At 69.9% G+C, this 12,142-nt stretch carries 14 protein-coding genes; 7 read left to right on the forward strand and 7 right to left on the reverse strand.

Annotated elements, in window-relative coordinates; translation table 11 throughout:
* Position 1: 1 nt before the first annotated feature.
* Positions 2–496 (forward strand): hypothetical protein, encoded by a 495-nt coding sequence (locus HS104_20290; GenBank protein MBE7482306.1) that lies wholly within the window; start codon positions 2–4, stop codon positions 494–496.
* Between the two features lie 10 nt (positions 497–506).
* Here the strand turns inward: HS104_20290 and HS104_20295 are convergent, their stop codons facing one another.
* The 6 genes from HS104_20295 to HS104_20320 form a co-directional block, all read right to left on the reverse strand.
* Positions 507–3,179: a fused MFS/spermidine synthase gene (locus HS104_20295; protein MBE7482307.1), complete on the reverse strand. Its 2,673-nt coding sequence runs from the start codon at positions 3,177–3,179 to the stop codon at positions 507–509.
* Between the two features lie 103 nt (positions 3,180–3,282).
* Positions 3,283–3,675, reverse strand: coding sequence for a hypothetical protein (locus HS104_20300; GenBank protein ID MBE7482308.1), 393 nt, complete (start codon positions 3,673–3,675; stop codon positions 3,283–3,285).
* Positions 3,672–4,052 carry a hypothetical protein gene (locus tag HS104_20305; protein MBE7482309.1) on the reverse strand — a complete coding sequence of 127 codons (381 nt, stop codon included), beginning with the start codon at positions 4,050–4,052 and terminating at the stop codon, positions 3,672–3,674. Before HS104_20305 ends, HS104_20300 begins: the two co-directional genes overlap by 4 nt.
* On the reverse strand, positions 4,034–5,437 hold the full coding sequence (locus HS104_20310; protein ID MBE7482310.1) for a PEGA domain-containing protein: 1,404 nt from the start codon (positions 5,435–5,437) through the stop codon (positions 4,034–4,036). Before HS104_20310 ends, HS104_20305 begins: the two co-directional genes overlap by 19 nt.
* On the reverse strand, positions 5,434–6,738 hold the full coding sequence (locus tag HS104_20315) for a serine/threonine protein kinase (GenBank protein ID MBE7482311.1): 1,305 nt from the start codon (positions 6,736–6,738) through the stop codon (positions 5,434–5,436). The genes HS104_20310 and HS104_20315 overlap by 4 nt, the downstream gene beginning before the upstream one ends.
* Entirely contained in the window at positions 6,735–8,012 is a 1,278-nt protein-coding gene (locus HS104_20320) for a sigma 54-interacting transcriptional regulator (protein ID MBE7482312.1), read from the reverse strand. The genes HS104_20315 and HS104_20320 overlap by 4 nt, the downstream gene beginning before the upstream one ends.
* A gap of 351 nt (positions 8,013–8,363) precedes the next feature.
* Between HS104_20320 and HS104_20325 the strand changes: the two genes are divergently transcribed.
* Both HS104_20325 and HS104_20330 read left to right on the forward strand, forming a co-directional pair.
* Complete coding sequence (locus HS104_20325; protein ID MBE7482313.1) at positions 8,364–8,669, forward strand: helix-turn-helix transcriptional regulator; 306 nt, start codon at positions 8,364–8,366, stop codon at positions 8,667–8,669.
* On the forward strand, positions 8,654–9,040 hold the full coding sequence (locus HS104_20330; GenBank protein ID MBE7482314.1) for a hypothetical protein: 387 nt from the start codon (positions 8,654–8,656) through the stop codon (positions 9,038–9,040). Before HS104_20325 ends, HS104_20330 begins: the two co-directional genes overlap by 16 nt.
* Positions 9,041–9,196: 156 nt before the next feature.
* Here the strand turns inward: HS104_20330 and HS104_20335 are convergent, their stop codons facing one another.
* A complete protein-coding gene (locus HS104_20335; GenBank protein MBE7482315.1) occupies positions 9,197–9,541 on the reverse strand; it encodes a hypothetical protein in 345 nt (114 codons plus the stop codon).
* A 329-nt stretch (positions 9,542–9,870) separates the two neighbouring features.
* Here HS104_20335 and HS104_20340 point away from each other — a divergent pair, with 329 nt between their 5' ends.
* The 4 genes from HS104_20340 (at position 9,871) to HS104_20355 (ending at position 12,142) form a co-directional block, all read left to right on the forward strand.
* Positions 9,871–10,203, forward strand: coding sequence for a hypothetical protein (locus HS104_20340; protein ID MBE7482316.1), 333 nt, complete (start codon positions 9,871–9,873; stop codon positions 10,201–10,203).
* Positions 10,204–10,409: 206 nt separating this feature from the next.
* Positions 10,410–10,970 carry a hypothetical protein gene (locus HS104_20345; GenBank protein MBE7482317.1) on the forward strand — a complete coding sequence of 187 codons (561 nt, stop codon included), beginning with the start codon at positions 10,410–10,412 and terminating at the stop codon, positions 10,968–10,970.
* A gap of 37 nt (positions 10,971–11,007) precedes the next feature.
* Positions 11,008–11,508 (forward strand): hypothetical protein, encoded by a 501-nt coding sequence (locus tag HS104_20350; GenBank protein MBE7482318.1) that lies wholly within the window; start codon positions 11,008–11,010, stop codon positions 11,506–11,508.
* 10 nt (positions 11,509–11,518) lie between these two features.
* The gene (locus tag HS104_20355; protein MBE7482319.1) at positions 11,519–12,142 is read left to right on the forward strand and encodes a methyltransferase domain-containing protein; all 624 of its coding nucleotides are present in this window, start codon (positions 11,519–11,521) and stop codon (positions 12,140–12,142) included.

Genomic DNA, 12,142 nt, shown 5'->3' on the forward strand with positions numbered 1-12,142 from the left:
CATGGAGGTTGCTGGCGTCCGGCGCATGAAGCACTGGGGAATGCTCCTGTTCCTGATCACGAGCGGTTGTGCCACGGGTCCGACCGCGTACCGCGCCCACTTCGCCTCGGAGACCGAGGCGGAGGGCGTGCGTGCCTGCGTCGACGCTTGCCGGCAGTCCAGCTACGACGGCGACAACCCTCACCTCTGCCTGGCGGCCTGTCCGGGGTTCTCGTCGCGCCGCGGGGACCGCTGCACACCCGGCGGCGAAGCGCCCGGGACGTTGTGCGTCACCGTAGAGGATCGCCTCGTCCCGAGCGAGGCGTTCTGGAGCGCCGTCTTCGAGGCCGCGCTCGACGAGGCGCTGGCCGACCGCGAGCCCGACTCGAGCGACGAGCCCGCGGGCGACTCCGCCGGCGAGACCCGGGCGACCGCGCGGGACACCCGGGCGCACACCCCCGCGCGACCGTCGTCGCGGGGATCGGCGACGCGGGAGAGGCGACGCTCGAGCCGGTAGTCCCCGGGGCCTACCTCGCCATCACCCGTCCCCAAGCCCGCGACGGATCGTGCCAGCCGTACAGGCGTGGGATCAGGAGGTCCGTGTGTGCGCGCTTGAACTCGGTCAGCATGTTGTCGTCCGTGATTGTCTGAAGGTCGGCGCTGGCCCTCAGCTCCTCACCGCGGTCGTGCAGCGACGACGACGCCAGGCGCTCCGTGGTCTCGGCATTCAGCAAGCGGCGCCCGCCCTCGAGGAAGAGCTCCAGGTTCTTGCGTCGCTCGTCCCGGGTCAGATCGATCGGCGACGCGCTGGCGGCCACGAAGTTCGAGAACCTCACGACGTACCTGAAGGCTGTCGCAGCGGTGTACGCGGCATCGGGCGAGCCAGTCGTGTTGTAGTAAATCACCCCGCCTGGCTCGAGATGACTCCGGCAGAGCTCGAGGAACTCCCGCGACAACAGATTCGTCGCGTTGCTTCGATAGTGCTGCACAGTGTTCATGAGGATGAAGTCGAAGCGCGCATCAGGGTTTCGGCGCAGCCACCGGCGACCGTCGTCCCACGCGTATTCGATGCGCGAGTCGTCGAGTATCCCAGCTTGCCCGGCGTACTCGCGGATGAGCCTCGAGTAACCCGGGTTGAGCTCGACCACCGTGATCTGTTCGACGCTCCGGTGCGACGCAACCACACGCACCCACGAGCCACTAGACAGACCGATGACCAGAACTCGTCGCGGCTTGCGGTGCAGGCTGGCGAGCATGTAGGCGCGCTCGATGGCGTTGGCGCCCGTGACTGGGTCGATGGTGAAGCGCCCGTCGTAGTTCCCGCCGCCGTAGATCACGTCCCCCGCCGGGTGTGCTTCCACAGCGAGCACCCCGCTGCGGTTCTGCACCACGCGCCGGAAGGGCTTCCTCGATTCGAAGCTGGCCCCGTACAGCAGCTTCTCGAAGAGTTCCGCGTACAGGCGGTCGTGGACCAACGGGATCGCCAACGCCAGCACCGCAGCGGCATACAGGACCGCCGCCCGCGCCGGGTCGCGACCGGGCCGAGCGGCCGTGATCGACAGGGTCCCCGCGCCGGCGAGGGTCGCGAGCGAGAGACCCAGCGAGCACTGCTCCAGGGTGAAGTGGTCGAATAGCACGAACGCGGTGACGAGCGGGCCTGCGGTGCAGCCGGCGACGTTCGCGACGTAGATCCAGGCGACCGAGACGCCGGCCGCGGCGCCGCGTGCGGCCGCCACGTGCGAGAGGACAGGGAGCACTGCTCCGAGCAGGTACGCCCCGGCCCCGACCGCGAGGTACGCGACCGGCAGGCCGGCGGACTTGCTCCATGACATGACCTGACCGACGAGCGGGATCGCCACGTAGGCCGCCACCCCCGCCACGAGCAGGCGACGCGCGAGCGCTCGAACGACGTCAGCTCCCGGCAGACCACAGAGGGCTTTCGCGTCACGCGCCCCGAGCGCAACACCGATCAGGAAGACGCCGAGCACGTGGCCGAACACCTGCGGGATGCCGAGCATGGCGAAGCCGATGACTCGTACCCACAGGATCTCCTGGCTGAGCGAGACGAAGCCCACCAGGGCCGCCACGACGAGCACCCACGCGGGTGGCAAAGAGCGGGCGGGCCGGGGCGACTTCTCGCGCTCGTCCGTGAGCTCCGCTTCGCGCTGGCGCTCGGTGCCGCGCAGGGCCCGGACCCGCGCCGCGATGCGCAGGACGAGCACCGCGACCGCGCAGTTCAGGAGCACCGCGACCCAGACGACGGCCTGGCGGCCGAGCATCACGAACAGAACGTCGACCGTCAGGAGGCTCGCGAGCGCCGCACCCAGCGTGTTGAGCCCATAGAGCCGCCCGACGGTAGCGCCGACGTGCGCGTCGTGCCGCGTGACGTGGGCGACCAGAACGGGAAGCGTGGCTCCCATGAGCAGCGTCGGCAGAAGCAGCGAGCCAAACACCGCCGCTGCGACGCCCGCCATGGACAGGTGGAGCGTCCGCGCCGCGATCGCCTCGATCAGAGGGATGCTGACGGCGCCGAACACGCCAATGGCGAGCTCGGCCCCCGCGAACAGCTCCGGCAGTCGCTTCGGGAAGCGCTCCGAGACCCGCGCTCCCACGAGCGCGCCCAATCCGAGCCCGAGCATGAACACGGCCACGACGAGCGTCACGGACTCGATGTTGACGCCGTAGGCTGCGAACAAGACACGCTGCCACACGATCTCGTAGACGAGGGCCGCCATCCCCGAGAGCGCGAAGAGCAACGCCAGGTGCGTGTCCGCTGTCGCCACATGATGTGCGCGAGGCCGAGCTCGCAGCACCAGTGCCACTTGGCCCGCCGCGAACGCGAGCAGCATCGCGTAGGCCACCGGGATCGAGACGTGGACGCCGGCGACACCGGCCAGCGGCAGGAGGAACGGGGAGTAGCTGGCGACCTCGAGTCGTTGGTAAGGCGAGTCCGGAAGGAGCGCGCCGGGCGAGAGCCGCCCGACCAGGGTCCGCGCGACGAATCGCAGCGCGACCAACGACGCGGCGCCCAGGGCGGCGCCTACGGCCAGTCGCGCCGCGAGCGCGCCTGGCTCGGGCGGACCGCTCGCGCCCCGCGCCCAGAGGTCCATGCCCACGAACGCCCCGGCGAGCGCGCCGAGCGCGCCAACGACGCCGGCGCGTGTCCACGCGACGACGTGTGTCGATCGTACGGTTCCCATTCCAGCGAGCGTACGGAGCGGCCGCGAGGTGGAGAATGGTCACCGCTTCCAAAGCGCTTGGTCACTTGTTGCGAATGCTCATCGCGCAGTGATGCGTCACAGGTCAGAAGCAGGAGCCGGCATCGCCTCCCGGCACGACGCGATAAGGCACGCGCTTCAGCGTGACCTCCCCGCCGGTCCAGGAGAGCTCGATCTCCTCGGCGGACACCTCGCGCACTGAGACGTCGAGGGTTGGTCCTTCGCCTCCTGCGCGCGGCCCGAGCCGGAGGGTCGTGTCCGACAAGCGGCTCCAGGCGTGCGGGTCGATCGGGAACAGGCACGTCTCCTGGTCATCGAGCGCTCCAGACAGGTGAAAGTAGGTGCGCTCGCTCGGTTCGGCATCCCCCCGCCGGACCCAAGCACCCACTACGGGATCGTCGCCTCTTGGCTCACCCGAGTGGCAACCGAGCGAGAGCGCGGCGGCAAGCAGCACGAGGAATGCACGACGAGCCGTCATGGCCCCGCCGTGAGCTCGAGCGAGTGACAGACACCGTCCTGCCGCCAGTGCAGGACGAGCCCGCCGTCCTCCGTGCGCTCGGTCTGAACGGTTTCGGGGGTGCCTCCATCATCGCTGGCCAGCGAAATCAGCGAGGCCGTCTCTCTCGAGAATGTCCCTTCGCCGAACAGGGTTCCTGAGTAGCAGCCATCGCCTGCGCAGCGTTGATTCCCCCCTTTGTAGACGTAGAAGCAGAGCTTCTCGTCGCCGCTGTACCAGCAGGTGAGGAGGGCGTCCTCCAGGGCCGCTGTGCCCCGCGCGTCACCCGCCCTGCAGCTGAACAGGAGCGCTGCCCCCAATGAGGCGGCGAGGACCCCGCTCACCAGCGCGCGGACCACTGCCCTCGTATCCCGCTTGGGGTTGCCGTGATCGCCGGCTCGGTCGTCGCGTGCGGGCTCTCACCGGTGAGGTACAGCGCGGTGCCGGTCGTGAGCAGCACCGCTCCGCCCACGGCCAAGACGGCGCTGAGTAGGTCGAATTGCTTGATGGAGTCGCGCAAGTCGTCGTTCTGGACCTGTCGCTTCATGAGCGCCGGATCGCGGTACGGTGGCTTGGCCCAGGCTTCGTCCATGCGCGCCTGCCTCTCCTTCCAGGTCTGATACCGGTTGCTGTTCCAGTAGTAGATGCTCGCTCCTGCGACCGCCAGCCCGAGCCCCTGCGCCCCGAGCGCCCAGGCCCAGGTTCGTTGGGTCGCACGCGCGCGCAACGTCTCTTCGGTCGGGACGAGTCCCTCGCCGAGCGTCAGCGTCCTCCCGGCGGCGACCGACACGTCGCCTTCCCAGGGCCTGTGCCCGGCTGCCGTCAGCTTCACTCGGTGCCGCCCGGGCGCGACGCGTCCGCCGGCGGGTAGCTCCCTTCCGTCCACCCAGGCTCGCCCTGAGGCCGCCGGACCGACGAGCACGACGCGGCCCATCTTCCCCGAGCCCTTGGCCACGAGCTGACAGCGCGCCACCGACTCCACGCCTTTCGCCGCGAGCACCGAGTGCTCGGACGCGGCGTACCCCGCTCGCCGAAACGCGACGCGATGGGGACCCGGAGAGATCAGCATCGAGCTCAGTGGAGTGCGCGCCACCGCCACGTCGTCGAGGTATACGGTGGCGTCGGGAACTGGGCAGTCGATGCCTAGATGCACGCGCTCGCGGCTGGCCGACTTCGCCGGGTCGAGCCTGACTTGCAGTGACGTCACGGTGCGACCCTTCAGCTCGAGCGACCGGCGATCCGTACGATGACCGGCGTGCGTGATCACGAGCTCGTGCTTGCCCGCCGCCACGGTGATCGGCTCCGCGGCGGCGACGACGACACCGTTCAGGGTCACACGCGCCCCCCTGGGCTCCAGGTCGAGCACCAACGTCGCCAGGCGCGGCGCGAGCTCGTCGAGGACGCGCTGCGTCTCGGCGCGGCGTTCGGGTGTCACGGAGCTACCTGCTTCCCTCAGATAGCGCTCCAGGCTCTTCGCGGCCGCTACCGAGCTGCCCATGGCGACGTGAGCCATGCCGATGTTGTAGAGAACCGCCGGGTGGGGATGCAGCGCGTAGGCTGCTTCGAGCTCCTCGAGCGCACCCGGGTACTTCTTCTGCTCGAGCAAGACTACGGCGCGGTCGAAGTGCGCTCGCGCCTCGTGCCGCTGTGTGTCGCCGCGCGCCGCGCTGGTTGCCAGCATTGCGCACAGGCCCACGGCCCACGCCAGTCGCACGCCCACGGTCGCTGTTGCGGGTCGGCTCATTGGTAGGGGTTCTGCAGGTCGAAGCGTTGGCTCGCGCTCGGGGCAGCGCGCGCGGCGGCGGCGGGCGTCGCCGTCGGACGCGGCGGGCGGCGGCGCGGTGGCGCGGCGGCGCTTGGCGGCGGAGCCGACTCCGTCAGGGGTGCTTGCGACGCCGCCGCCGAGCTCGGCGCTTCCAACACTGGAAGCTGCTCGGGCCGGCCCGCAACCGGAGGCGCAGGCTCCGGTCCCGCCACCACTGGACTCGGGCGCAGCGACCAGGCGAGACCGCCCGCCAGCGTGCTTCCCGCGACGAACGCCAAAAGCGCGGGGCGCCAGCCCGCTCGCGCCGGCGCGAGGCCGATGGCGGCAGCGGCGCCGGAGCGCACGGTGTCGTCCGCTGCGCCCAGCTGTTGCGTGCCGAAAGGACCGTAGGCGGCGAGCGCTCGCTCCATCCGCTCGGCCGACGCCGGTCGTACTTCGGGATCGGGGTCCATCGCGTCGTGGATGATCCTCGCGAGGCCTTCCGGAACCTCGGCGCGGAGCTCTCGGATCGGGACCGGGGCCTTGGAGAGGATGTGATAGATGATGGCGTTGTAGGTGTCGCCGGGGTGAGGTTTCTGTGCCGTCAGGAGCTCGTACAGGATCACACCGAGCGCATAGAGATCCGCGCGGGTGTCGATGCGCCTCTCGCCGCGAGCCTGCTCCGGCGACATGTAATACGGAGTGCCGACGGCGGAGCCGGTAGTCGTTCCGCCGTTCTCGGCTCGGGGCTTGATGACCTTCGCGATCCCGAAATCGACGATCTTGACCAGATCGCGGCCGTCGCTGCTCCGGCACACGATCAGATTCGACGGCTTGATGTCGCGGTGCACGACGCCTGCGTGGTGCGCCACGGCCAGGCCGCGGCACGCCTGCTGCACGATCCCCACGGCGCGCGCCACCGGAAGCGGCCCTTCTGCGTCGAGCAGCGCCGCCAGGTTTTGACCGTCGAGGAATTCCATGACCAGGCACGGGGTTCCGTCTTCGTCGGGGGCGAAGTCGATCACGGTCGGAATGTGCTCGCTCTCGAGCGCTCCCGCGCTGAGCGCCTCTTGCTCGAAGCGTGCCAACAGCTTCGCGCTCGCGACCGTCCCTGCTCTGACGAACTTCACCGCGACCCGACGCCCGAGGCGGGTGTGTCGGGCCTCGTACACCGTGCCCATGCCGCCCTGGCCGAGCACCCGGACCACCTCGTATTGACCGAGCACCGTGCGCCCGACGCGCGCGTCGTGCCGCGCATCAGGGTCGTCGAGCCTGGTGGTGGCGTCGGCTGCGGGCTTCATGCGTCGGACCGGTCATCCGGGTCTTCCGGAAAGCGCAGCGCGTCCAGATCGAAGTTACGCTTCTCGAGCACCCGGTAGGCCTGTTGCCGCGAGATCCCCACCGACGCACAGGCCTTCGACACGTTGCCCTTGTTGGCTTGGAGAGCGGAGGCGAGGCGGCCGAACAGCTCGTTGGCGCGCCGCTCGCGGCGACTCGTCGCGAGCTTCTGCGCGGGCGCCCGTGGTACCGCGCGGGGCGCGCTCCGGTGCTGCATCCTGGCAGGCAGGTGCTCCAGCCCGAGCCGGGGCTCGCTCCCGTGCAGGGCCAAAAGGCGGCGAGTCGTCTGAACCAGCTCCCTCACGTTGTAGGGCCATTCGTGCGTGCACACGCGCTCAACGAGCTTCGGGTCCAGCTTCGGCGGCGAGCCCCCGGACTGGGCACGGAGCACCGCCTGGAAGATCGCAGCGGCGTCGCTGCGCCGCTGGCGCAAGGGCGGCAGGTCGATCGTCACGCCATCCAGCCGAGCATACAGGTCGCGGCGGAAGCGGCCCGCCTCGACCGCAGCAGGCAGCGGTTCCTGCGCAGCGACGACCAAGCGCACGTCCACCGGCACGGGGCGGGTCTCCCCGAGGGGTGTCACCTCTCGCTGCTCGATGGCCCTGAGCAGCTTGGCTTGGATCGGCAGCGGCAGCTCGATGACTTCGTCCAGAAACAGCGTGCCCGAGTGGGCGGCTCGGAAGTAGCCCGCGCTCTCCCGCGACGCGCCGGTGAACGCGCCGCGCCGGTAGCCGAAGAGCTCGGCCTCGGCCAGGGACTCCGGCAGCGCCGCGCAGTTGACCGCCACGAAGGCTCCGGTGCGTGCGCTGAACGCGTGAAGCGCATTCGCGATGTGCTCCTTCCCCGTGCCGGTCTCGCCTTCGAGGATGATCGACAGCTCCGTCTTGGCTGCGCGGCGCACGGAGGCGAGGGCGGGCGCGAGGCCAGGGCCGGCGATCAAGCCGGGGCGAATCTCGCGCGGAGACTCGAGGTCCTTCGCGTCCGCGGCGGACTCGAGCACCCCGACCCATTCGCCCACTCTGAGCACGCTGCCGATCTCGAGTGGAGCCTCGCTGACGCGCTCCCCGTCGACGAAGACGCCGTTCGTACTCCCCAGATCCTGGAGAATCCATATGGGGCCATCGCGCCGTAGGCGTGCGTGCTGGCGCGAGGTCTCGACGCCAGGCAGGACGACATCGCACTCTTCCCCTCGGCCCAGGGTGAGATCGGCCTTCCGCCCCAGCGGTGTCAGCTGCACCGTGGGAAACACCCAACATACGCCCAGTGAGCCCACGCCCGACGCCCCGACACGCAGGTCACGTGACGGGGCTGTGGTGTCCCCAGGTCGCAGCCTCTCCATCCTCCCGATCGCTCCCGAGACTACCATCGAGCTCGGTGTCACGGATCGACGAAAGTGACACTGCGGACATCGTGGACACGGCTCGCGCGCGCCGCGAGGCACGCGGTCTCGTCCACAGTGTCCGCATTGGGACCGACTCCGCTCACTCCTCGGGCGGGTTCCACAGGGCGGAAGCGCACCAAGGCCCAGGGCCGCCGCGATGGCTACCGTGGCACCCCGCTTGCATCGTCGCGCATCGAGGAGGACGCGATGGATGGGCTCACTCCGCGAGGCTTGCTCGCGATGAACTTCCGCTTCGAAGCGGTCGACTGGCTGGTGTTGAGCTTCGAAACACGGGAGCTGGACCTACTGGAAGGTTTCACCCCCGCCGAGGCGGACGTCGTGCGCGGAGTGTTGGCGGAGGAGTCGAACGCGGCGATCGCTGCGCGCCGCGGCACCTCGGTGCGCACCGTGGCCAATCAGCTCGCGGCGCTGTTCAAGAAGCTCGGAGTCAGCTCACGCGCCGAGCTCGTTCACCACGTCGTCGTCGGAGGCACGCCATGTCCGCGGCGCTGAACCTGCAAGCCATCGCGGCTGCCCTCGTGGCTGACCTCGGTGTGCCCAACCCGGAGGGTGCATGGCGCGCCTTCCAGCGCGGCGAGTACGCGGTCGTGGACCGCTTCGAGCTCGAGGGGCGCAGCTTCGTGCTGGCTCGACGCCGTGACACGACCGAGCGGCTTTCACACCGATCGCGTCGCGCGTTGGAGCTCCGAGCGGCTGGCGTCGCGCTGAAGGTCATCGCCTTCGAGCTCGGCGTGAGCCCGGCCACCGTGTCTCGCGACATCGCCCGCTCCATGAAGAAGCTTGGCCTCGGAACGCAAGTCGAATTGGCTCGCCTGTTGGGGTGCGAGGCCAGCGTACCCACGACTCGGCATCTCGCACCGTGAGGGATGATGCGCTTGACGGCCGCGGCTGTGACGGCCCAACCGGCTACTACTCGCGGAGGTCCTCGCGTCGCGCGCGGCGGCCGCGCCTACTCGGCACTTGTCCCCGACCCCGTCCAGCCGTCGTGGCGTGCCAAGTCGCGAGAACCGCACTGCCCGTCACTCCAGCGGCGGCACCGCCACCACCTCGAAGGCGTTCGCAGGCAGCGACTTGAGCTCGCTGATCAACGAATTCGGCCACGCCGCGTTGAGCTCGCCCTGGAAGTAGAAGTTCGAGCCGTTGTCCGCGATGATCATGCCGTACTTCTTGAACGCCGCCGTCACCGCCTTGGCCTCGGCGGAGAGCGCGGCGTCGTTGAAGCTGGCCTTCATGCGCACGCGCAGGCCCATGGGCGGTGCGTTCGGGTCGTTCGGGTTGCAGCTGCCGGGCACCGCTTTGTGCGTCGCGGGTTTGACGAACTTGTTGATGGTGCAGGCAGTGGTGAAGCGAATCGCGTGCTGCACCGAGTGGTGCCATGACCTCGTCGTAGCGCAAGAGGCCCGCAGTGACGGAGAGCCCCGCCGCATCGGCGCTGGTCCAGCCCTTCGGGCGCTGGCCGTACGAGAGCTTCGTCAGATCCCACACCGCGCCGTTCGCGCAGTGCCAGCTCGTGGTGTAGTGGCAGGCGAAGCCTTCGTACAGCTTGCAGGTACCCTGGAGCAGCGTGAGCAGGTGGCAGTCCCCGCTGCACGACGTCGGCGTACCGCCTTCGATCTTCGCGGTCCCCGGGCCCGGAAACGGGTAAGGGCCCGGGTCGCTCTCCGTCGGGTACGAGTCGAACGAGACCGGCACCATGGCCTGGTTCGCCGGCACGATGTTGATGGGGATACCGTACTGCGCTCCGCCGAAGTCGGGGTGCAGCTTGAGCGTGCTCCCGTTCACGAAGGTCATCAGCTTCTGCGTCCATGCGGCATCGACCGTGGCGCCCGAGACGTCCAGGTTCCACTCGTCGCCGGGCGGGAACATCGCGCAGCCGCCGAGCACGGGGCTCCCCGGCGAGGACCCGCCAGTGCCTCCAGCGCCGCCTCCGCTCGGCGCGCCGCCTCCGCTCGGCGCGCCGCCTCCGCTCGGCGCGCCGCCTCCGCTCGGCGCGCCGCCTCCGCTCGGCGCGCCGCCGCTCGACTGAGCGCCCGAGCCGGCCGAGCCGCCCGCTCCGCCGCCACCTCCCGAGTCGTCGTCGCCACCACAAGACACAGCCAGAACGACGATCGGCGCTGCGAATGGACGAAGCCTCATGGGAGCCCTCCGGCGGCCAGCATACTCCCGAACGCCGCGGGTTCGAACCGGAGCCTTCGCGGGGCGTGCGCCGAGCTGTAGTAGCCTGGAACGGACATGCGCGCCGCGTCACTCGCCTGGGTCTCGCTCCTCGTGGTCGCCTGCGGAGGCAAGAGCCCACCCGCTGCGGCGCCGAGTGTCTCGTCCTCCGCGGCTCCGGAGGGCTCAGCGAGCGAGTCCAGACCAGAATCACCGCCGATGGAGAACGACGAGCTTCGCGTTCTCTTGCCCAAGGATCAGGTCGCCGAGTACTTCCGCGTGAAGAAGGGAGCGGACAAGCCCGGCTCGTACTTCGAGCCGACACGGGCCGAGATCGAGAAGCTCGAGAGCGCGCTGCCCGGGATGATCCGCGAAGAGCTGCGCGGTCAGGCCGCGATTTCCCCGCCGCTCTGGGAGCGGGTCAAGGACTACAAGCGCCAGTACGTGCCCTTCGTCGAAGCGGGCGGAGCGCGCTTCATCTGGGGCAACTTCATGTGCGCGAACCCCGGCCGCCCCGGGAGTGACAAGTGGCGCAACAAGGTCGTCTTGCCCGACCACGGCGGCGACTGCTTCTTCAACGTCGAGTTCTCGCCGGACACCGGCAAGTTCCGCAGGTTCGAGATCAGCGGCGACGACTGACTGGCTCGGACCCGCCCCGCGGCGCATGATGCCCGGCATGACCAGCGTCGGCCGCCTCGCACGGGGAGCGAGCCTCGCGTTCGCGTGCGCGCTCGCGGCCTGCGGAGGCCCCACCTTCATCGTGCAGCAATACTCCGGACCGGTGCGCGACCCGGACAGCATCGCCGTCTTGCGGGTGAACGGCGACGGGAACGTCGTGCTCATCAGCCTGGACGGCGAGCCCGTGCGCACGCGCGTGGCGGAGGACGCCCGCTTGCACGTGGAGATGCTGCCCGGTCCGCACAGTCTGGCGATCGCCGACCTCGCCGACAGCGCGCGGCCGCTCGGGCGAGCGCGCTTCGTGGCCGAACCAGGGCGGGTCTACCGCCCGGTCTTCGCGGGCGTGGGCCCGGGCGGGGCGCGCGTGATGGAGGTCGATGCGTCGAGCGACGCGCCGCTCCGGGACGTGACCGTCAGCGCGCCGGAGCCCGACGAGCCGGCGCCCAGCCGGCCGCTGCCGCCGCCACGCCCTCGAAGCGAGGGCGAAGACGTGCTTTGATCGGGGCGCGTTGTACTCGGACGTGCTCACGCGACTGCGCGAACGACGCGGGGTCTACGACTTCGAGTTCGACCGCGTCTACTCCGAGGAGCTCCAGCGCGTGTCCGCCTTCTTCTGGACGCCGGTCTCCGTGGCGGTGCGCGCGGCGGAGCTCTTGGTCCAGGGGCCCTCGACACGCGTGCTCGACGTCGGCTCGGGCGCGGGCAAGTTCTGCCTGGTCGGCGCCGCGGCGACCGGCGCCAGCTTCACCGGGGTCGAGCACCGCGAGCGCTTCGTGCGCGCGGCCAGCGCCTCGGCGCGCGCGCTCGGCCTCGAAAGCGTGAGCTTCATCCACGACAACTTCGATCGCGTGGACGTCTCCGCCTTCGACGCGCTCTACTTCTTCAACCCGTTCGAAGAGAACATCTGGTACCCGCACGATCAGATCGATCACTCCGTGGAGCTGTCGGAGGATCGCTACCTGACGGACATCGCGCGGGCCGAGCGCCTCTTGCACCGGGCCCGCGCGGGCACACGGGTGGCCACCTACCACGGCTTCGGCGGGGTGATGCCGAGCTCGTACCGCCTGGAGCTCGAGGAGCGACGCCACTCCGGCGTGCTGGCCCTGTGGGTGAAGGGCGGCGACGCAGCCTGA

The sequence above is a fragment of the Polyangiaceae bacterium genome, assembly GCA_015075635.1.
Taxonomy (GTDB): Bacteria; Myxococcota_A; Polyangia; order Polyangiales; family Polyangiaceae; genus JADJKB01.

Excerpts from the sequence above, each read along its gene's own strand:
- HS104_20290 (MBE7482306.1), top strand. The coding sequence starts at position 2 with ATGGAGGTTGCTGGCGTCCGGCGCATGAAGCACTGGGGAATGCTCCTG.
- HS104_20295 (MBE7482307.1), bottom strand. The coding sequence starts at position 3,179 with ATGGGAACCGTACGATCGACACACGTCGTCGCGTGGACACGCGCCGGC.
- HS104_20300 (MBE7482308.1), bottom strand. The coding sequence starts at position 3,675 with ATGACGGCTCGTCGTGCATTCCTCGTGCTGCTTGCCGCCGCGCTCTCG.
- HS104_20310 (MBE7482310.1), bottom strand. The coding sequence starts at position 5,437 with ATGAGCCGACCCGCAACAGCGACCGTGGGCGTGCGACTGGCGTGGGCC.
- HS104_20315 (MBE7482311.1), bottom strand. The coding sequence starts at position 6,738 with ATGAAGCCCGCAGCCGACGCCACCACCAGGCTCGACGACCCTGATGCG.
- HS104_20325 (MBE7482313.1), top strand. The coding sequence starts at position 8,364 with ATGGATGGGCTCACTCCGCGAGGCTTGCTCGCGATGAACTTCCGCTTC.
- HS104_20330 (MBE7482314.1), top strand. The coding sequence starts at position 8,654 with ATGTCCGCGGCGCTGAACCTGCAAGCCATCGCGGCTGCCCTCGTGGCT.
- HS104_20340 (MBE7482316.1), top strand. The coding sequence starts at position 9,871 with ATGGCCTGGTTCGCCGGCACGATGTTGATGGGGATACCGTACTGCGCT.
- HS104_20345 (MBE7482317.1), top strand. The coding sequence starts at position 10,410 with ATGCGCGCCGCGTCACTCGCCTGGGTCTCGCTCCTCGTGGTCGCCTGC.
- HS104_20350 (MBE7482318.1), top strand. The coding sequence starts at position 11,008 with ATGACCAGCGTCGGCCGCCTCGCACGGGGAGCGAGCCTCGCGTTCGCG.